Genomic DNA, 18,035 nt, shown 5'->3' on the forward strand with positions numbered 1-18,035 from the left:
CACCCCGCACGGGTGGCGCCGATGAACCTCAACCTGAACCTGCGGCAGCTCAAGGCTTTCCTGGGCGTTGCCGACACCAGCAACTTCACCCGCACCGCGCAGAAGCTCCACCTGAGCCAGGCGGCGCTGAGCGCCAGCATCCGCGAGCTCGAGGGGCAGCTGCGCTGCCGCCTGTTCGAGCGCACCACGCGCAGCGTGGAGCTCACCGCCGCCGGCCGCGACTTCCTGCCGGTGGCGCAGTCGGTGGTGGAGGCGCTGGAGCGCGCCGCGCGCGAGCTGCACCAGCGCGGGCGCGACGGCATCTCCCGCCTGCGCCTGGGCTTCACGCCCATCCTCGCGTCCAACGTCGTGCCCGAGGTGCTGGAGGAATTCCAGCGCCAGTTCCCGCAGGTGCAGGTGGACCTGGTCGACGCCGGTCCCGCCGACCTGCTGGCGCAGGTGGAGGCCGACCGGCTCGACGCCGCCTTCGGCGCCTTCGCGCAGAAGCGCTCGGGCCTGTCGCAGCTGGAGATCGCGCCGGCCACGCTGATGCTGGTGCACGGCGAGCCCTTCGCCGGCATCGGCCCGCGCATCGCCTGGCCGCAGGTGTTCGAGCACCCGCTGGTGGCCCTCACCGAGGCCAGCCCGGTGCAGCAGCTGGTGAACGGCATGGCGCGCGAGGTCGGCGCGGACCTGCGCCCGCGCATGGTGGTGCACCAGCTGGAGACCGCGCTGGGCCTGGTGGAGCGCGGCTTCGGGGTGGCGGTGTTCCCCTCGTTCGCCCGGGCGGCTTGGCGCCGCTTCCAGGTGCGCGCCAGCGAGATCGAGCCGCCGGCGAGCATCGGCTACTACCGCGTCGCCAAGGCCGGCAAGGAGGCCGGCGACGCGCTCGACGGGTTCACGCAGCTGATGATCCGCCGCATGCGCCACGCCGTGCCCTTCGAGGACGCGGCCTAGGGTGTGTCATCGGATTCCCCGGGCCCGGCGCGGATCAGGCGCGGATCACTCCGCGGTCGCCCCCGTCATCTTCACCACGCGCGCCCACTTGCGCGTCTCCTCCTCGACGAAGCGGGTGAACTCCGCGGGCGTGGTGCCCTGCGCCTCGGCGCCCAGGGTGCGCATCTGGGTGGCGACCTCGGGCAGCTTGAGCAGTTTCACGATCTCGGCGTTGAGCCGGCGCACGACCGGCTCGGGCGTGCCGGCGGGCGCGACCACGCCGCTCCAGAAGTCGGCCATCACCGGCTTGCCGCCGGCTTCCTCCACGGTGGGCACCTCGGCGGCGAAGCCGGAGCGCTTGTCACTGAGCACCGCCAGCGTGCGGGCGCGGCCCGACTTCACCGCGGCGGCGGTGGTGCCCACGGCATCGACGGTGAAGGCGGTCTCGCCCGCGGCCACCGCGCCGATGGCGGGCGCGCCGCCGCGGTACGGCACGTGCGTGGCCTTGATGCCCAGCGTGTCCACCAGCAGCTCGCCGGTGAGGTGGCCGATGGAGCCCACGCCGGCCGAGGAGAAGCTCACGCCGTTGGGGTTCTTGCGCGCGTACTCGATGAACTCGCGCAGGTTGGTCGCGGGGATGCCGGCGTGGATGATCATCACCTGCGGCCCGCGCGCCACCAGCGAGACCGGCGTGAACGCGCGCGCCGGGTCGTAGGGCAGCCGGGCGCCGTACAGCGAGGGGTTCACCGCCAGCGTGCTGCTGCTGCCGTACAGGAGGGTGTAGCCGTCGGCCGGGGCCCGGGCCACTTCGGCCGAGCCCACGCTGCCGCCGGCGCCGGGCTTGTTGTCCACCACCACCGGCTGGCCCAGTGCCTCACCGAGCTTCTGCGCCACGGCGCGCGCGGCGATGTCGGTGGGGCCGCCGGGCCCGAAGGGCACGACCAGGCGGATCGACTTGGTGGGGTAGGCGGGGGGCGTCTGCGCCATGGCCGGCGCCGCGACGAGCGCGAGCGCGGCCAGCAGCGCCTGGCGGCGTGTCTCCATGGGCTGTCCTTGTGGTGGTGGTCTCGGTGCCCGTTGTACGGGCTCGCACGATGCTAGGGAATCCGTCGCAACCCGGGAAACAGGAAATCCCGATCACTTCACAAGCGAATCCGATGGCTGCGCCCGCGCCGGCCGGCCCAGGTCGATCAGCTGCAGCGGCCGGAAGGCCTCCTGCTCGCCCTTGACCGCGTAGCCCAGGGTGTTGGCGCGCACGCGGCAGCCGTCGGCCACGTAGTCCTGCGGGCAGTGCAGGTGGCCGTGCAGCCACCACTGGGCCTGCCCGAACAGGTCGTCCAGCGCATTGCAGAAGCCCGCGGTGCCGGGCGTGAGGCCGTAGCGCGGGTCGGCGCTGCGCAGGCTGGGCGCGAAATGCGTGACCACCACGGTCGTGCCCTCGAAGGGCGCGGCCAGCGCCTCCCGCAGCCACTGCTGGCAGGCCACGCCCAGCTCGCGCAGTTGCGCGGCCAGCACCGGTTCGCCGCCGCGCAGCGTGGTGTTCTTGCGCAGGTAGAAGTCGGCGGCGCGCCAGGCCTTCTCGCGCGCCTTGAGCTGCTGCGTGAGCGGCGCCTCGCGCGGCACCAGCGACTCGAAGTCAGTCCACAGCGTGGTGCCGACGAAGCGCACGCCCTGCACCACCACCACCTCGCGCTCCAGCCAGGTGATGCCCAGGCGTTCGCAGGTGGCGCGCAGGCGGGCGTGGGCCTCGTCGAACTCGAGGCCGTCGTACTCGTGGTTGCCGGGCACGTACAGCACCGGCGTGGGCCAGCCGCGGGCAGGGGCGAAGCGCTCGAGGCCGAAGTCGTCGCCCGGCAACTGGCTGCCCCGCTGGTAGGAGCCGATGTCGCCGGCGAGGACCAGCAGGTCGGCGCCCGGCGCGGGCGGCACTTCCAGGTGGGGATGGACCTCGAGGTGCAGGTCGGACAGCAGCTGGATCTTCATGCGTCGGCCCCAGGCTGGTGGGCGGTGAAGCCGCGCGAGGCGGCGCGTTCGACCGCGGCGCGCAGCCAGGCGTGGGCGCTGTCGCGCCCCTGGCGGCGGTGCCACAGGGCGTCCACGTGCACCGGTGGCACGGCGAAGGGCAGCTCGCGCATCGCGAGCACGTCGGCCATGCCGGTCTCGGGCACGAAGTGGCGGGGCAGCACGGTGAGCAGGTCCGAGGTGGCGACCACCCGGCCCGCGGTGAAGAACTGGTTCACGGTCAGCATGATGCGCCGTTGGCGGTCGAGGGCGGCGAGGGCCTCGTCGATGAAGCCGTAGGCGCGTCCCGAGAAGCTCACGAGCATGTGCTGCGCGGTGCAGAACTGGTCGATGGTGAAGGGGCCGGTGGCCAGCGGGTGGTCCTTGCGCATCACGCAGACGTATTGGCCGTCGTAGAGCCGGTGGTGCTCGAAGGCGGCGGTCATGCCGGCCTGGGCCTGGGCGGTGAGGTCGGCGAGCACCGCGGGGAAGTAGCCGACGGCGAGGTCCATCTGGCCCTCATCCAGCCGCTGGCGCGGGTCGCGCGTGGTCAGGGGCACGACGCGGATCGAGACCCGGGGCGCCTCGCGCCAGAGGATGTCCACCAGCCCCGGCATCACCGTGGCCGCGGTGGCGTCGGCCATGCCCAGCACGAAGCTGCGGTCGGCCTGGGCCGGCACGAACTCGCCCGGGGCCAGCGAGGCCTCCAGCTGGCGCAGCGCGTCGCTCACCGCCGGCCACAGCGCCAGCGCCCGCGGCGTGGGCTCCACGCCGTAGCCGCTGCGCACCACCAGCCGGTCACCCAGGAAGTCGCGCAGCCGGCCCAGCGCATTGCTCACGGCCGGCTGGGTCATGGCCAGGTTGCGGGCGGCCCGGGTCAGGTTGCGCTCGCTCATGACCTGGTCGAAGACCCGCAGCAGGTTCAGGTCCAGCGTCCGGAAGTTGGGTGCATTCATCATTGCCGTGAATGTTATCCATCATCAATCAAAATTTGGAAAATATCAGGGTCAACCCTAGTATTCATCCATCGGCTGGATGAACCAGCCCCTGTTCAGAGTTGAGAGGCTAACCATGACCACCTTCGTCCACGTCGATTACTCCCTGCAGCACCCCGGCGTCGTCCGCGCCGAGCGCACCTACGCCGCCCTGTCGGCCGCCGGCCACGGCAACCTGCTGCTGGGCCTGCTGGCCCTGATCGGTTCGCCGGTCGTGCGCCTGGGCCAGTCGCTGAAGGCCTGGCGCGCCGCCCGCCGCCTGGCGCGCGCCGACGCGCTGTACTGGGAAACCGCCCTGGGCGACGCCCGCGTGATGGCCGACATCAGCCGCGCGATGAGCGCCTCGGCCGAGGAAGCCGACGCCTTCTGGAAGGTCCGCGCCTGAGGCGCCCGGGAGTCCTGAAGTGAGCCAAGCGTTTTCCGTGGCATTCCCGGCGGTGCTCTGGCTGCTGCGCCATCTCCCGGCGCAGCTGCGCACCCTGCTGGATGCCTGGGTCGCCCGCGATGCCCGCCGCCGTGCCGAGCGCCGCCGCCAGCAGGCGGCGCGGTCGAGCGGCCGGCGCTGAACCCGCGACGCCCAGCAAAAAGCCACCCCGCGGGGTGGCTTTTTTCATGGCCGCCGGGGCCGGCGGCCGCGGGCCCCGGGCGCCCCGGGGCACCCGCGGGGATCAGGCCGCCAGGCGCGCTTCGATCTTGGCCTTGGTGTCCACCAGCTCCTGGGGCAGGTGGTAGGCCAGCTGCTCGAACAGCTCGGCGTGCAGCTGCAGCTCCTTGGTCCAGTCGCCCTTGTCCAGGTGCGTCACGGTCTCGAAGTGGGCGCGGGTGAACTCCAGGCCCTCCCAGGCGATGTCCTCGTAGCGGGGGCCGATGCCGAACAGGTTGTCGATGCCTTCGACGCGGCCTTCCAGGCGGTCGATCATCCACTTCAGGACGCGCATGTTCTCGCCGTAGCCGGGCCAGACGAACTTGCCGTCGGCGCCCTTGCGGAACCAGTTCACGCAGAAGATCTTGGGCAGGGTGCGGCCCTTGTCTTCCAGCTTGTGCTCCATGTCGAGCCAGTGCTGGAAGTAGTCGGACATGTTGTAGCCGGCGAACGGCAGCATCGCGAACGGGTCGCGGCGCACCACGCCCTGCTGGCCGAAGGCCGCGGCGGTGGTCTCGGAGCCCATGGTGGCGGCCATGTAGACGCCTTCCATCCAGTTGCGGGCCTCGGTCACCAGCGGCACGGTGGTGGAGCGGCGGCCGCCGAAGATGAAGGCATCGATCGGCACGCCGGCCGGGTCGTCCCAGGCGCTGTCCAGGGCCGGGTTGTTGGTGGCGGCCACGGTGAAGCGGGCGTTGGGGTGGGCCGCCTTGGCGCCGGTCTCCTTGGCGATGTGCGGGGTCCACTCCTTGCCCTGCCAGTCGATGGCGTGGGCCGGGGCGTCGCCCATGCCTTCCCACCAGACATCACCGTCGTCGGTCAGGGCGACGTTGGTGAAGATCACGTCCTTGTCCAGGCTGGCCATGCAGTTCGGGTTGGTCAGCGTGTTGGTGCCGGGGGCCACGCCGAAATAGCCGGCCTCGGGGTTGATCGCGTAGAGGCGGCCGTCGGCGCCCGGCTTGATCCAGGCGATGTCGTCGCCGATGGTGGTGACCTTCCAGCCATTCAGGGCCTTGGGCGGGATCAGCATGGCGAAGTTGGTCTTGCCGCAGGCGCTGGGGAAGGCGGCGGCCACGTGGTACTTCTTGCCCTCGGGGCTGGTCACGCCCAGGATCAGCATGTGCTCGGCCAGCCAGCCCTGGTCGCGGCCCATGGTGGAGGCGATGCGCAGGGCCAGGCACTTCTTGCCCAGCAGGGCGTTGCCGCCGTAGCCGGAGCCGTAGGACCAGATCTCGCGGGTCTCGGGGTAGTGGACGATGTACTTGGTGGTGGGGTTGCAGGGCCAGGAGGTCTGGTCCTTCTCGCCCTCGGCCAGCGGGGCGCCCACGGTGTGCACGCAGGGGACGAACTCGCCGTCCACGCCCAGCACGTCGTACACGGCCTTGCCCATGCGGGTCATGATCTTCATGTTCACGGCCACATAGGCGCTGTCGGACAGCTCGATGCCGATGTGGGCGATCTTGGAGCCCAGGGGGCCCATGGAGAAGGGCACCACGTACATGGTGCGGCCCTTCATGCAGCCGTCGAACAGGGGCTGCAGGGTGGCGCGCATCTCGGCGGGAGCCTTCCAGTTGTTGGTCGGGCCGGCGTCTTCCTTCTTCTCGGAGCAGATGAAGGTGCGGTCCTCCACGCGGGCCACGTCGGACGGGTCGGAGCAGGCCAGGTAGGAGTTGGGGCGCTTGACCGGGTCCAGCTTCTTGAAGGTGCCGGCGTCCACCAGCTGCTGGCAGAGGCGGTCGTACTCTTCCTGGCTGCCGTCGCACCAGTAGACCGAGTCCGGCTTGCACAGGGCGACCATGTCGGCCACCCAGGCAATCAGTTTCGCGTTCTTCACCCAAGCCGGTGCGTTGAGGCCGAGGCCCTGCATCACGGGAGAGTTCATGTCCAAAAGCTCCTGAAGTTAAAACCTGATTTCCCGAAGGAAGAGCTTGGACGCGGGGGTGGTGGCGGGCTCTGCCCTCGGGAAATCGGGCTTTCCCAGCTGATGAGACAGGGCTGCGGATCGGCTGGACCTTCGATTTTAGGGAGCCAGCCTCATGACAGGTTCGTGTTACGGCCTGATTTCATGCAAAACTTGCATGACGTTATGCGATCCAGGGCCTGCGGCCGTGCGGGCTGTCGCGGCCGTGACGCGCACAGGCCGCAAATGCCGACGGCCCGCCGCGCGGGATGCGCGGGCGGGCCGTCGGAGGGTGCCGGCCGGAGCCGGCGGCAGGGGCCGGAAGGGCCTCAGGCCATGGAAATCGCGATGAAGGCCAGCAGGAACATCAGCACGCCGCCGACGAGGGGCAGCACGACGGGGATGCTGTGGACGACGGATTCCACCGGGTCGTGGGTCTCGGCGGCGTGTTGGGTGTCTTGCTGGGACATGTCGGGATTCCTTCGCGTTGGGGGCTTTCGCAGATCCCCCGATTCTAGCGAAGCCGCGCCGGCGCCGGCCTCAGGCGAGGGCGGCGGCGAAGCCCGCCGCCCGCAGGGCCGCCAGCACGGCCTGCACATGGTCGGCGCCGCGGGTCTGGACGACCAGCTCGATCTCCACGTTCTGCGCCGCCAGCGAGGTGAAGGCGCGCTGGTGGTGGACCTCCTCCACGTTGCCGCCGGCCTCGGCCACGGTGACGGCGATGCGCGCCAGCGAGCCCGGCACGTCGCGCGCGCCGACGCGGATGCGGGCCAGCCGCCCGGCGCGCACCATGCCGCGCTGGATGATGGCGGCAAGCAGCAGCGGGTCGATGTTGCCGCCGGTGAGGACCAGGCCGACCTTGCGCCCGGCGAAGCGGTCCGGCGACTGGAGCAGGGCGGCGAGGCCGGCCGCGCCGGCCCCCTCCACCAGGGTCTTCTCGACCTCCAGCAGGGTCAGGATGGCATGCTCGATCGGGCCCTCGTCGACCAGCAGGATGTCGTCGACCAGCCGCTCCACCGCCTCGCGCGTGATGCGGCCCGGCGTGCCCACCGCGATGCCTTCGGCGATGGTGGTCTCGCCCACCGGCAGGTGCTGGTGCCTGACCGCGTTGTACATGCTCGGGAAGCGCAGCGCCTGCACGCCGACCACCTCGATGCCGGGGCGCAGGGCCTTGAGCGCGGTGGCCATGCCCGCCACCAGCCCGCCGCCGCCGATGGAGACGACCACGGTGTCCAGGTCCGGCACGGCCTGCAGCATCTCCAGGGCGAGGGTGCCCTGGCCGGCGACCACCTCCGGGTCGTCGTAGGGGTGGATGAGGGTGAGTCCTTGCTGCCGTGCCAGCGCGAGCGCGTGCGCGCGGGCCTCGTCCAGCGTGTCGCCATGCAGCACCACCTCGGCGCCGAAGCCGCGGGTGCGCTCCACCTTCACCCCGGGGGTGAAGCGCGGCATCACGATCACCGCGCGCAGGCCGCGACGCTGGGCGTGGTAGGCCACGCCCTGGGCATGGTTGCCGGCGCTCATCGCCACCACCCCGGCGGGCGCGCCGCCGGACTCGGCCAGCGCGGCGAACTTGTTGCACGCGCCGCGCTCCTTGAACGACGCCGTGAACTGCAGGTTCTCGAATTTCAGGAACACCTGGCAGCCGGCCGCCTGTGACAGCACCCGCGACTCGACGCAGGGCGTCTCGAGCACCTGGCCGGCGATGCGCTGCGCGGCCCGGCGGATGTCCGACAGTTCGACCATGGGGCCATTGTGGGCCGATTCGGGCCGGCCCGGCGAGGCCGGCGGGGCTGTCCGCAAAACAGGTATTCCATGTAGCATCGTCCCGCGTTATCGTGTGCCGCGTTGGCAGCTGGAGTCCGTCATGGGCAAGCGTTCGGTCGATGTGCAGGTGCTTCCGTCGCCGGGCCTCGTGGAGGCGCCGGTGCTGGACATGATGTGCTCGCACTTCGTGCTGACGCTGGCGGCCAAGCAGGGCGGCAAGTTCAACGTGCGCCGCGACCTCAATGGCCTGCTCTCGCTGGCCGGCCGCCACCTGGTGTGGCCCGTCTCCACCCTCGCGCGCCTGCGCGAGTTCCTCGCCCGCCGCTGCAAGGACAACGAGTTCTGGCGCGGCCACGAGGCCCTGACCGCCCGCGAGTTCCTCGAGCGCCACGGCACCTGGCGCGGCCCCTACGAGGAAGGCACGCTGTTCTTCTACCTCGACGAGTACGCCAAGGACCAGCCCAAGGACCTGCTGTCGGTGCTCACCGTGACCGGCGAATGGCTCACGCACGCCCTCAAGAAGCAGTCGACCCTGGTCGAGAAGAACATCGACGCGCTGGCCAGCCTGTTGCAGTTGAACCGCGCCGAGCGCGCGCTGCTGCTGTATGGCACGCTGGCGCGCTACCAGCGTGACCTGCGCAGCCTCCTCGTCGAGTTCAAGGTGAACAACGCCCCCGAGGCCTATGCGGCCATCGCGGAGATCGCGGGCGTGAATGCCGCCGAGGTCGGCGAGGCGCTGCGCGCCGGCTCGCGGCTGGAGCGCATCGGCCTGGTGGAGAACCTCATCTCCGAACACAACATCACCGACCTCGCCGACCTGATGAAGGTCAGCGAGAAGCTGCCGCCCGTGCTGATGCGCGAGTATCGCGACCAGGCCGAGCTGATGGCGGTGTTCACGCGGCCCTGCTCCAAGAGCGCGCTGGGCCTGTCCGACTTCGCCTTCGTCGAGGAGGATGCCCAGGTGCTCTCGGCCCTGCTGCGCAACGCGGTGGTGCGCAAGGAGCCCGGGGTCAACGTGCTGCTGTACGGCCCGCCGGGCACCGGCAAGACCGAGCTGGCCAAGGTGGTGGCGCAGTCGGCGGGGCTGGAGCTGTTCGAGGTGGAGTACGCCGACCGCGACGGCAACTCGCTCTCGGGCCGCGACCGCTACCGCTCGCTGCAGATCGCCCAGGTCTTCCTCAAGGGCAGCGCGCAGGCGGCGCTGCTGTTCGACGAGGTCGAGGACGTGTTCCCCCCCATCAGCACCGAGGCCGCGCAGATGATGGCGCGCGCCGAGCATGTGGTGGCGCCGGCCAGTGGCAGCGTGAGCGGCAAGGCCTGGGTCAACCAGATCCTCGAGACCAACACCGTGCCCACGATCTGGATCACCAACCGCATCGAGCAGATCGACCCGGCCTTCCGACGCCGCTTCGCCTACCACCTGGAGCTGAAGTCCCCGCCGCCCGGCGCGCGCGAGCAGCTGGTGCGCAAGACGCTGGAGGGCGTGGCCGTGTCCGATGCCTTCGTGGCCCGCCTGACCGAGCGCAAGGGCCTCACGCCGGCGCAGATCCGCACCGCTGTGCGCTTCGCCGGCCTCGCGCAGTGCGAGGCGGCCAGCACCGAGAGCCTGATCGAGCGCCAGCTGCACAACGCCGACCTGGCCCTGGGTTCGCGCAGCACCAGCCTGGGCGGGCGCCTGTGCGTCACCACCTACGACCTGGGCATGCTGCATGTCGAGTCCCGCTTCGAGGTGCCGCGCATCGTCGCCGCGCTCAAGGCCAGCGGCCACGGCTCGCTGTGCTTCTACGGCGCGCCCGGCACCGGCAAGACCGCCCTGGCCGAGCACATCGCGCGCAGCCTCGACCGGCCGCTGATGGTCAAGCAGGCCAGCGACCTCATGAGCAAATTCGTCGGCGAGACCGAGCAGCACATGGCGGCCATGTTCCGCGAGGCCGAGGCCGAGAAGGCGGTGCTGCTGCTGGACGAGGCGGACAGCTTCCTGCAGGACCGCCGCGGTGCGCAGCGCACCTACGAGGTCACCGAGGTCAACGAGATGCTGCAGCAGATGGAGCGCTTCGCCGGCGTGTTCATCTGCACCACCAACCTGATGGACCGCATCGACCAGGCGGCGCTGCGGCGCTTCACCTTCAAGATCCGCTTCAAGCCGCTGACGCGCGAGCAGCGCGAGCGCATGTTCATCACCGAGGCGCTGGCGGGCCAGCCCTCGCGGCTCACGCCGGCGCTGGCCACCCGCCTGGCGCGGCTGGACCAGCTGTGCCCCGGCGACTTCGCCGCGGTGAAGCGGCAGTCCACCATCCTGAGCGCGGAATTCAGCCCGGAGGACTTCGTCGAGCAGCTGGAGGCGGAGCACCGCATCAAGCCCGAGGTGCGCGAGGCGCGCGGCATCGGCTTCATGCAGTAGCCGTCGCGCGAGCCATCGGCGGCAGGCCGGCGTGCCGCGGGGACCGGTGCCCCGGTGCCGCTACCATCGGCACCCGCCATGAGATCCTCGATCCACATCGTCGACGTCGACCGCCCGGAGACCTGGACGCGGTACCGCCCGGGCCTGTGCGATTCCTGCGCGGCCAACTGCTGCACCATGCCGGTGGAGGTGCGCCTGGCCGACCTGGTGCGCCTGGGGCTGGTCGACCCGTTCGAGGCCGAGCACGAGGAGCCCAAGCAGATCGCCAGGCGCCTGACCAAGGCCGGCCTGCTGGACCACTTCAACTTCAAGAACGAGATCTACACGCTGGCGCGCCGCGCCAGCGGCGACTGCCGCTTCCTGGACAAGGACACGCGCCGCTGCACCGTCTACGCGCAGCGGCCCGACACCTGCCGCAAGCACCCGCAGGTGGGCCCGCGGCCGGGGCACTGCCCCTACGGCCTGCGCGCGCGGTCCTGAGGGCGGTGGCCGGGGCTCAGTCCAGGCGGGTGTTCGAGACGCGCGCGGCGCCGCTCCACTTGGCGATCTCGTCGCCGATGAACTTGCTGAACTCGGCGCCGGGCAGGGCCCGCACCACCGAGCCGCTGCCGTTCACGCGCTGCACCACGGACTCGTCGCGCAGCACGTCGAGGAAGTCGCGCGTGACCTTCTCGCGCACCGCCGCCGGCATGCCTGCCGGGCCCACCAGGCCGGCCCAGCCCACCGCCTCGAAATCCTTCAGGCCGGCCACGCCGCTCTCGGCGAGCGTGGGCACGTTGGGGATCGAGACGTTGCGCTTCAGGCTGGTCACGGCCAGCGCGCGTACCCGGCCGGACTGGATGTGCGTGAGCGCGGCGGAGACGCTGTCGATCATGAAGTGCACCTGGCCGCTGATCAGGTCCGTCATCGCCGGGCCGCTGCCGCGGTAGGGGATGTGGACCGCGAAGGTCTGGGTCGCCATCTTGAACAGCTCGCAGGCCAGGTGCTGCGAGGTGCCGGGCCCGCCCGAGGCGTAGCTCAGGCGGCCGGGCTGGCGTTTGAGCAGGGCCACGAGTTCGGCCACGCTGTGTGCCGGCAGGTCGTTGTTCACCAGCAGCACCAGCGGCGCGACGAAGGCCAGCGAGATCGGCGTGAAGTCCTTCTGCGGGTCGTACGACAGGCGCGAGAACACCGAGGGGTTGATCGCCAGCGGGCCGCTGGAGACCATGCCCAGGGTGTAGCCGTCCGGCGCGGCGGCCTTGATCGCCTCCATGCCGATGATGCTGCTGCCGCCGGCGCGGTTCTCCACCACCACGCCCTGGCCCCAGGCGCGGGCCAGGCGGTCGGCGAACAGGCGGCCGTAGATGTCGGTGGCCTGGCCGACCGGGAAGGGAATCACCATCTTCACCGGGCGCGCCGGCCAGCGCTCCTGCGCCAGCAGGCCGGGGGCGGCGAGCGCGGAGGCGGCGCCGAGCAGGAGGTCGCGGCGGCGGGGGCCGGCGGCGGGGGACATCGTCGGGAGGCGGTTCGGGGACATCGTCTTTCTCTCCTGGGTCAGGGGGTCATTGCGCGGCCAGCAGGGCCTCGCGCACGGGGGCCAGCAGCGTCGCGGCGGGCGCGTCCAGCGGCGCGTCCAGCAGCGCCTGCGCGGGCACCGCGTCGGCGGACAGGCCGGCATGGGCCAGGCAGTCGCGCCACTTGGCGAGCATCTGCTCGCGGGTCATCGGGTCGGCCAGCGAGCCGGGCGCCCAGTCGACGGTGATGCGGTCGGACCAGCCGGCGCCTTCCACCGCGACGGTCACCGGCGCGGTGTCCAGGCTCTCGCCGGCGCGCTCGCGTTCGCGCAGCGTGACCTGCTGCATCTGCGCGCGCAGCGCGGGGCGCTGCACCGCGGCGTCGGTGAAGGTGCCGAGGTCGGCACGCCCGTCGATCCAGGCGGCCGCGGCGCTGTACGGGCCGCTGAACTTCCCTTGCAGGCCGGTGGCGGGCTGCGGGTGCTTGAGGGGGGCGGTGCCGTTGTGCGCGAGTTCGATGTCGATGCGCACCGGCTGGCCGCGCACCGCCTCGGGCTGGCGCGCGCGGATCGCCAGCAGGCCCGCCATCAGCCGGTGCGTCAGGTAGCAGCTGGGGAATCGCTTGAGCTCGAAGCCGGGCCTCGCCAGGGCCCAGTCCTGGGTGCCGTCCCAGGCGAGGGGAGCCAGGGGGTCGCCGCCGTTGAAGGCGAGGGCGAAGCCCTGCGGGCCCCAGACGTCGTCGCTGGCGGTCGCGCCGGCACGCGCCAGCAGCACCGCGCGCAGGCCGGCCGAGGCGGCCAGGCCCACGTGCAGGGGCTTGGTGTCGGTGCCGAAGTTGGCGCGCAGGCCGCAGGCGCTGCTGGCGGCGATGGCCAGGGCCGCATGCGCCTGCGCCGGCGGCAGGCCCAGCGCGTGCGCCACGGCGGCGGCCGCGCCCACGGTGCCCAGCGTGCCGGTGGCATGGAAGCCCAGCGCGTAGTGGCGGAAGCCGAGCCACTCGCCCAGTCGCAGCATCGTCTCGGTGCCGAGGGCGAAGGCGGCCAGCCACCCGCCCAGCGACAGGGCGGGGCGCTCACGCGCCAGCAGGGGCTGCGCCGCCAGCAGCGCCGACAGCACCGGCGCGCTGGGGTGGCAGGTGGCCAGCATGCACACGTCGTCGTAGTCCAGCGCGTGCGAGGCGGTGCCCAGGACCAGCGCGGCTTCGGTGGCGGACGGCGGTGTCCCCTCGCAGGCGCCGCGCGCGGCGCGGGTGCAGTTCTCCACCGTGCCGGCCGCCATCGCGGCGAGGGTGTCGAAGGCGCTGCGGCGCGCGGCCTGCGCCACCTCGGCGGGCAGGGGCGCGTCGGCGCGGCGGGCGCAGGCCTGCCAGGCGGCCAGGAAGGCGGGGAGCGGGGCGGGTGCGGTCATGCGGTGGGCCTGGTCGGTGGAGGATGACGGCGGGAGACGGTGCGGCGGGGGCCTGCACACGCCAGCCGCCGCGCCGGCGGGACTCAGTACGAGCGGGGCATCTCGAGCAGGTGCTGGGCGACGTAGGCCAGCACCAGGTTGTTGGAGATCGGCGCGGTGCGGAACAGGCGGGTCTCCTTCCACTTGCGCTCGATGTCGTACTCGCGGGCCACGCCGAAGCCGCCGAAGGTGGTCATCGCCGCCTCCGCCGCCTCCCACGAGGCCTCGCTGCACAGGTACTTGGCCATGTTGGCCTCGCCGCCGCAGGGCTGGCCGGCGTCGAACAACGTGGCGGCCTGGTTGCGCATCAGCTCGGCGGCGCTCAGGTTCATGTGCGCCTTGGCGATGGGGAAAGCCACGCCCTGGTTGGCGCCGATCGGCTTGTCGAACACGACGCGCTGGGTCGCGTACTGGCGGGCGCGCTCGATGAACCACTTGCCGTCGCCCACGCACTCGCTGGCCACCAGCAGGCGCTCGGCGTTGAGCGAGCCCAGGAGGTAGGAGAAGCCCTTGCCTTCCTCGCCGATGCGCCACTCCTCACCGATCTCGAGGTTCTCGATGAAGACCTCGTTGGTGTGGTGATTGAGCATGGTGTCGATGGTGCGGGGCTGCAGCGACTTGCCGGCCTTGGCGATGTCCACCAGGAACAGGCTCAGGCCGTCGGTCTTCTTCTTCACGTCCTCGTAGGGCGTGGTGCGCGCCAGCAGCAGGTACATGTCGGACTGGCGGAAGCGAGAGGTCCAGATCTTCTGGCCGTTGATCACGTAGCCGCCGTTGACCTTGCGCGCGAAGGTCTTGATCTTCAGCGTGTTGGAGCCGGCGTCGGGCTCGGTCACGCCGAAGGCCTGCAGGCGCAGCGAGCCGTCGGCGATGCGCGGCAGGATCGCTTGCTTCTGCGCCTCGCTGCCATGCCCCAGCACGCTGGCCATGGTGTACATCTGGGCGTGGCAGGCGGCGCCGTTGCCGCCGGCGGCGTTGATCTCCTGCAGGATCACGCAGGCGTCGAGCAGGCCCAGGCCGGAGCCGCCGTAGGCCTCGGGGATCAGGGCAGCCAGCCAGCCGGCCTCGGTCATGGCGCGCACGAAGTCCTCGGGGTAGGCCTCGGTGGCGTCGCACTGGCGCCAGTAGGCGTCGGGGAAGCGGGCGCACAGGCCGCGCACGGCCTCGGCGATGTCCTTCTGGGTCTGGGAGTAGGCGAAGTCCATGGGGGGTCTCTCGGTGGGTCTCTCGGTAGGCTCGGGTCGTCTCGGCGGTCGGTTCGCGGGCTCAGGTCTGCAGCGCCCCGGCGGCCACCAGGCGGGCGATGTCGGCATCGCCCAGGCCGGCCTCGCGCAGCAGGGCCGCGCCGTCCTGGCCCACGCGGGCGCTGAGGTGGGGGGTGTAGGCGCGCTCGCCGTCGAAGCGGATCGGCGTGCCCACCGCGCAGACCGGGTCCAGGCCCGGCGTGTCCATCGTGTGGTGCAGGGCCAGGGCCTCGACCTGCGCGTCGCGCAGCAGGCGGGCCAGGTCGTTCACCGCGCTCACCGGCACGCCGGCGGCGCGCAGCAGGTCGACCACGGCCTGCGTGGTCTGGGCGCGGGTGAGGGTGGCGATGGCCTCGTGCAGCGCGTCGCGGTTCGCCACGCGGTCGGCGTTGCGGGCGAAGCGCGGGTCCTCGGCGAGGCCGGGCTGGCCGAGGGCGGCGGCCAGCTTCTGGAACATGCGGTCGGCGCCGCAGCCGATGAAGACATGCGCGTCCAGCGTCTCGAACACCTCGTAGGGCGCGAGCATCGCGGTGGCCGAGCCCATGCGGCGCGGCAGCTTGCCGCTGGCGCTGTAGTTGGCGATGGGGTTCGTCATCCAGGCCATGCCGGTTTCCAGCAGCGAGGTGTCGACACGCGCGCCCTCGCCGGTGTCCTTGCGGCGGGCCACCGCGGCGAGGATGCCGATCACGCTCCACAGGCCGGTGCCCATGTCCACCATCGACACGCCCACGCGCGCCGGCGGCATGCCGTCGTGGCCGTTGACCGACATGATCCCGGCGTAGGCCTGGATCAGGGGGTCGTAGCCGGGCAGGGCCGCCAGCGGGCCGAGGTTGCCGAAGGCGCTGAGCGCGCAGTAGATCAGGCCGGGGCACAGGGGCTGCAGGTCCTCGTAGCCCAGGCCGCGCTGCTCGGCGCTGCCGGGCTTGAGCGAGTGGACGACGATGTCGCCGGGCCGCAGCAGCCGCCGCAGCAGGGCCTGGCCCTCGGGATGGTCCAGGTCCAGCGCGAGGCTGCGCTTGCCGCGGTTCAGGGTGGCATAGGTGGGCGACATGCCTTCGCCGATCTGCGGCGCCCAGTGACGGGTGTCGTCGCCGGCGCCGGGGCGCTCGATCTTGACGACGTCGGCGCCGAGGTCGGCCAGGATCTGCGTGCAGTAGGGGCCGGCGACGTTCTGGGTCAGGTCGATGACCCGTTGTCTCGAGAGGGGCTTCATGCGGGGATTCCTTGCTGTCCTTCAGCGGCCGGTGAACACCGGCTTGCGCTTCTCGTTGAAGGCGCGCACGCCCTCGCGGCGGTCCTCGGTGTCGACGAGGCGGTTGTAGGCCTCGATCTCGAAGCGGTAGCCGGTGAGCAGGTCCATCTGCAGGCCGTAGTGGACCGACTTCTTGGCCTGCTTCACCGACAGCGGCGCGTTGTCGGCGATGGCCTGCGCAGTGGCCAGGGCCTCGGCCAGCACGGCGCCGGGCTCGCACACCTGGTTGATGGCGCCCCAGGCCAGGCCGTCCTGCGCGCTGAAGGGGCGGGCGGTCATCACCAGCTCCTTGGCGCGGCGCTCGCCCACCGCGCGCGCCAGGTTCTGCGTGCCGCAGCCGCCCGGCATGATGCCCAGGCGCACCTCGGACAGCGCGAAGCGCGCTTCGCGGCTGGCGTAGATGAAGTCGCAGCACAGGGCGGTCTCCAGGCCGCCGCCGTAGGCGTGGCCGTTGACCGCGGCGATCACCGGGGTCGGGCACTCCATGATCGAGACGAACGCGCGCTCGAACAGCTCGTGCTGCGCCTGCCACTGGGCCTGCGTCATGCCGTCGCGTTCCTTGAGGTCGCCGCCAGCGCAGAAGGCGCGGTCGCCCGCGCCGGTGAGCACGACGCAGCGCACCGCACCGGGCTCGGCGGTGATGCGCGAGAAGCAATCCAGCAGGTCGCGCCCCATCTGCGTGTTGATCGCGTTCAGGGCCGCGGGGCGGTTCAGCGTGACGACGAGCACATGCTCGCCGTGCGGGCTCACCGCGAGGGTGTCGTAGGCGGGAAAGGTCATGGGGTCCTCGTGCGGCAGCCGGCACCGACGCATCCGTGACTTCTCGGATTGCCGCTGGGGTACGGCGGTGCTACGCTGTCTACTTGTCCGTACAAGTATAGCGACGCCCGCCGTCGCCGCATGAAGACCCTCATGACCTCCAGACGCCAACTGCTGGCGGGCGCCGCGTCGCTCGCCGCGCCCCTGCTGTGGACCGGTGCCGCCCGCGCCGCCGACCCGTACCCGACCAAGCCGATCACCATCGTCGTGCCGCAGGCGCCCGGCGGCGCCAACGACGTCATCGGCCGGGCCCTGGCGCAGCGCCTGGCCACCGCGCTGGGCAACCCGGTGATCGTGGACAACCGCCAGGGCGCGGGCGGCAACCTGGGCACGACCTGGGTGGCCCGCCAGCCCAAGGACGGCTACACGCTCCTGTTGAACGCGCAGAGCGTGCAGACCATCAACCCCTTCCTGTACAAGCGCGTCGGCTTCGACCCGGTGAAGGACTTCGAGCCGGTGATGACGGTGGGCGTGGCCCCGTACATGCTGGCGGTGAACCCGGCGCTGCCGGTGCGCAACCTGCGCGAGCTGGTGGCCCTGGCCAAGGCCCAGCCCGGCAAGCTCAATTACGCCTCGGCCGGCAACGGCACGGTGAACCACATGCTGGGCGAAATGCTCAAGACCGCCGCCGGCATCGACATCGTCCACGTGCCGTACCGCGGCGCGGCCGCTGCGGCCACCGACGTGATCGGGGGCCAGGCGCAGATGACCTTCGGCAGCATCGCCGGCCTGCTGCCCTTCGTGAAGACGGGCCAGCTGCGCGCGGTGGGCACCTGCACCGAGAAGCGCACGCAGCTCGCGCCCGACCTGCCGACGCTGGCCGAGACCTTGCCCGGCCTGCATGCGAACGCCTGGTATGGCCTGTTCGCGCCGGCGGGCACGCCGCGCGAGATCGTGGCCAAGCTGCAAGCCGAGATCACGAAGCTGCTCGACGCGCCCGACATGAAGGAGCGCCTGCTGGGGCTGGGCGTGGAGCCCGCGCCCAGCACCCCGGAGCAGCTGGCGGCGCTGGTGCGTGACGACCTGGTGCGCTGGTCGAAGATCGTGAAGGACTCGGGCGCCCAGCTCGACTGACCTGCGGCGGCGCGCCGCCGTCAGCCTCCCGAAATGAAAAACCGGGCTTGCGGCCCCGCAGCCCGGTCGCGCTACGCGCGTTTGACCG

Annotated in this window: 17 protein-coding genes; 6 read left to right on the top strand and 11 right to left on the bottom strand. The window is 71.6% G+C overall.

The features are described from left to right. The first annotated feature begins 21 nt into the window (after positions 1 to 21). Positions 22 to 936 carry a LysR family transcriptional regulator gene (locus ACT80S_RS11080; protein ID WP_377415689.1) on the top strand — a complete coding sequence of 305 codons (915 nt, stop codon included), beginning with the start codon at positions 22 to 24 and terminating at the stop codon, positions 934 to 936. A gap of 45 nt (positions 937 to 981) precedes the next feature. Here the strand turns inward: ACT80S_RS11080 and ACT80S_RS11085 are convergent, their stop codons facing one another. The 3 genes from ACT80S_RS11085 to ACT80S_RS11095 form a co-directional block, all read right to left on the bottom strand. Continuing rightward, complete coding sequence (locus ACT80S_RS11085) at positions 982 to 1,959, bottom strand: Bug family tripartite tricarboxylate transporter substrate binding protein (protein WP_377415690.1); 978 nt, start codon at positions 1,957 to 1,959, stop codon at positions 982 to 984. A 93-nt stretch (positions 1,960 to 2,052) separates the two neighbouring features. Further along, on the bottom strand, positions 2,053 to 2,898 hold the full coding sequence (locus ACT80S_RS11090) for a metallophosphoesterase (RefSeq protein WP_377415691.1): 846 nt from the start codon (positions 2,896 to 2,898) through the stop codon (positions 2,053 to 2,055). After that, entirely contained in the window at positions 2,895 to 3,872 is a 978-nt protein-coding gene (locus tag ACT80S_RS11095) for a LysR family transcriptional regulator (protein WP_377415692.1), read from the bottom strand. The genes ACT80S_RS11090 and ACT80S_RS11095 overlap by 4 nt, the downstream gene beginning before the upstream one ends. Positions 3,873 to 3,987: 115 nt before the next feature. On the opposite strand from ACT80S_RS11095, the gene ACT80S_RS11100 reads away from it, so the two are divergent. Together ACT80S_RS11100 and ACT80S_RS11105 are read left to right on the top strand one after the other, a co-directional pair. Beyond that, entirely contained in the window at positions 3,988 to 4,296 is a 309-nt protein-coding gene (locus tag ACT80S_RS11100; protein WP_377415693.1) for a hypothetical protein, read from the top strand. Between the two features lie 19 nt (positions 4,297 to 4,315). After that, entirely contained in the window at positions 4,316 to 4,477 is a 162-nt protein-coding gene (locus tag ACT80S_RS11105) for a hypothetical protein (protein WP_377415694.1), read from the top strand. A gap of 102 nt (positions 4,478 to 4,579) precedes the next feature. Here ACT80S_RS11105 and ACT80S_RS11110 read toward each other — a convergent pair whose 3' ends face one another. From ACT80S_RS11110 to ACT80S_RS11120, 3 genes are all read right to left on the bottom strand, one after another. Continuing rightward, complete coding sequence (locus ACT80S_RS11110) at positions 4,580 to 6,436, bottom strand: phosphoenolpyruvate carboxykinase (GTP) (protein WP_377415695.1); 1,857 nt, start codon at positions 6,434 to 6,436, stop codon at positions 4,580 to 4,582. Between the two features lie 347 nt (positions 6,437 to 6,783). Beyond that, positions 6,784 to 6,924, bottom strand: coding sequence for a hypothetical protein (locus ACT80S_RS11115; RefSeq protein WP_377415696.1), 141 nt, complete (start codon positions 6,922 to 6,924; stop codon positions 6,784 to 6,786). A 70-nt stretch (positions 6,925 to 6,994) separates the two neighbouring features. Next, a complete protein-coding gene (locus ACT80S_RS11120; protein ID WP_377415697.1) occupies positions 6,995 to 8,197 on the bottom strand; it encodes a threonine ammonia-lyase in 1,203 nt (400 codons plus the stop codon). A gap of 121 nt (positions 8,198 to 8,318) precedes the next feature. On the opposite strand from ACT80S_RS11120, the gene ACT80S_RS11125 reads away from it, so the two are divergent. Together ACT80S_RS11125 and ACT80S_RS11130 are read left to right on the top strand one after the other, a co-directional pair. Then, positions 8,319 to 10,619 carry an ATP-binding protein gene (locus ACT80S_RS11125; RefSeq protein WP_377415698.1) on the top strand — a complete coding sequence of 767 codons (2,301 nt, stop codon included), beginning with the start codon at positions 8,319 to 8,321 and terminating at the stop codon, positions 10,617 to 10,619. A 78-nt stretch (positions 10,620 to 10,697) separates the two neighbouring features. After that, complete coding sequence (locus ACT80S_RS11130) at positions 10,698 to 11,099, top strand: YkgJ family cysteine cluster protein (RefSeq protein WP_377415699.1); 402 nt, start codon at positions 10,698 to 10,700, stop codon at positions 11,097 to 11,099. Between the two features lie 16 nt (positions 11,100 to 11,115). Here the strand turns inward: ACT80S_RS11130 and ACT80S_RS11135 are convergent, their stop codons facing one another. The 5 genes from ACT80S_RS11135 to ACT80S_RS11155 all read right to left on the bottom strand — a co-directional run bounded on the left by ACT80S_RS11135 (position 11,116) and on the right by ACT80S_RS11155 (position 16,834). Continuing rightward, on the bottom strand, positions 11,116 to 12,135 hold the full coding sequence (locus tag ACT80S_RS11135; protein ID WP_377415700.1) for a Bug family tripartite tricarboxylate transporter substrate binding protein: 1,020 nt from the start codon (positions 12,133 to 12,135) through the stop codon (positions 11,116 to 11,118). A gap of 25 nt (positions 12,136 to 12,160) precedes the next feature. Continuing rightward, complete coding sequence (locus ACT80S_RS11140; protein WP_377415702.1) at positions 12,161 to 13,519, bottom strand: MmgE/PrpD family protein; 1,359 nt, start codon at positions 13,517 to 13,519, stop codon at positions 12,161 to 12,163. Between the two features lie 83 nt (positions 13,520 to 13,602). Then, positions 13,603 to 14,763 carry an acyl-CoA dehydrogenase family protein gene (locus tag ACT80S_RS11145; RefSeq protein WP_377415703.1) on the bottom strand — a complete coding sequence of 387 codons (1,161 nt, stop codon included), beginning with the start codon at positions 14,761 to 14,763 and terminating at the stop codon, positions 13,603 to 13,605. Between the two features lie 61 nt (positions 14,764 to 14,824). After that, positions 14,825 to 16,015 carry a CaiB/BaiF CoA transferase family protein gene (locus ACT80S_RS11150; RefSeq protein WP_377415705.1) on the bottom strand — a complete coding sequence of 397 codons (1,191 nt, stop codon included), beginning with the start codon at positions 16,013 to 16,015 and terminating at the stop codon, positions 14,825 to 14,827. 21 nt (positions 16,016 to 16,036) lie between these two features. After that, positions 16,037 to 16,834, bottom strand: coding sequence for an enoyl-CoA hydratase/isomerase family protein (locus ACT80S_RS11155; protein ID WP_377415706.1), 798 nt, complete (start codon positions 16,832 to 16,834; stop codon positions 16,037 to 16,039). A gap of 132 nt (positions 16,835 to 16,966) precedes the next feature. Here ACT80S_RS11155 and ACT80S_RS11160 point away from each other — a divergent pair, with 132 nt between their 5' ends. After that, complete coding sequence (locus tag ACT80S_RS11160; RefSeq protein ID WP_377415707.1) at positions 16,967 to 17,947, top strand: tripartite tricarboxylate transporter substrate binding protein; 981 nt, start codon at positions 16,967 to 16,969, stop codon at positions 17,945 to 17,947. The last annotated feature ends 88 nt before the right edge of the window (positions 17,948 to 18,035 follow it).

The sequence above is a fragment of the Ramlibacter sp. MAHUQ-53 genome (assembly GCF_052600055.1).

Bases quoted from the DNA above. Each gene is read 5' to 3' on its own strand.
- ACT80S_RS11125 (WP_377415698.1), top strand. From the start codon at position 8,319: ATGGGCAAGCGTTCGGTCGATGTGCAGGTGCTTCCGTCGCCGGGCCTC.
- ACT80S_RS11085 (WP_377415690.1), bottom strand. From the start codon at position 1,959: ATGGAGACACGCCGCCAGGCGCTGCTGGCCGCGCTCGCGCTCGTCGCG.
- ACT80S_RS11090 (WP_377415691.1), bottom strand. From the start codon at position 2,898: ATGAAGATCCAGCTGCTGTCCGACCTGCACCTCGAGGTCCATCCCCAC.
- ACT80S_RS11135 (WP_377415700.1), bottom strand. From the start codon at position 12,135: ATGTCCCCGAACCGCCTCCCGACGATGTCCCCCGCCGCCGGCCCCCGC.
- ACT80S_RS11160 (WP_377415707.1), top strand. From the start codon at position 16,967: ATGACCTCCAGACGCCAACTGCTGGCGGGCGCCGCGTCGCTCGCCGCG.
- ACT80S_RS11150 (WP_377415705.1), bottom strand. From the start codon at position 16,015: ATGAAGCCCCTCTCGAGACAACGGGTCATCGACCTGACCCAGAACGTC.
- ACT80S_RS11140 (WP_377415702.1), bottom strand. From the start codon at position 13,519: ATGACCGCACCCGCCCCGCTCCCCGCCTTCCTGGCCGCCTGGCAGGCC.
- ACT80S_RS11120 (WP_377415697.1), bottom strand. From the start codon at position 8,197: ATGGTCGAACTGTCGGACATCCGCCGGGCCGCGCAGCGCATCGCCGGC.
- ACT80S_RS11115 (WP_377415696.1), bottom strand. From the start codon at position 6,924: ATGTCCCAGCAAGACACCCAACACGCCGCCGAGACCCACGACCCGGTG.
- ACT80S_RS11100 (WP_377415693.1), top strand. From the start codon at position 3,988: ATGACCACCTTCGTCCACGTCGATTACTCCCTGCAGCACCCCGGCGTC.
- ACT80S_RS11130 (WP_377415699.1), top strand. From the start codon at position 10,698: ATGAGATCCTCGATCCACATCGTCGACGTCGACCGCCCGGAGACCTGG.
- ACT80S_RS11080 (WP_377415689.1), top strand. From the start codon at position 22: ATGAACCTCAACCTGAACCTGCGGCAGCTCAAGGCTTTCCTGGGCGTT.
- ACT80S_RS11145 (WP_377415703.1), bottom strand. From the start codon at position 14,763: ATGGACTTCGCCTACTCCCAGACCCAGAAGGACATCGCCGAGGCCGTG.
- ACT80S_RS11155 (WP_377415706.1), bottom strand. From the start codon at position 16,834: ATGACCTTTCCCGCCTACGACACCCTCGCGGTGAGCCCGCACGGCGAG.
- ACT80S_RS11095 (WP_377415692.1), bottom strand. From the start codon at position 3,872: ATGAATGCACCCAACTTCCGGACGCTGGACCTGAACCTGCTGCGGGTC.
- ACT80S_RS11110 (WP_377415695.1), bottom strand. From the start codon at position 6,436: ATGAACTCTCCCGTGATGCAGGGCCTCGGCCTCAACGCACCGGCTTGG.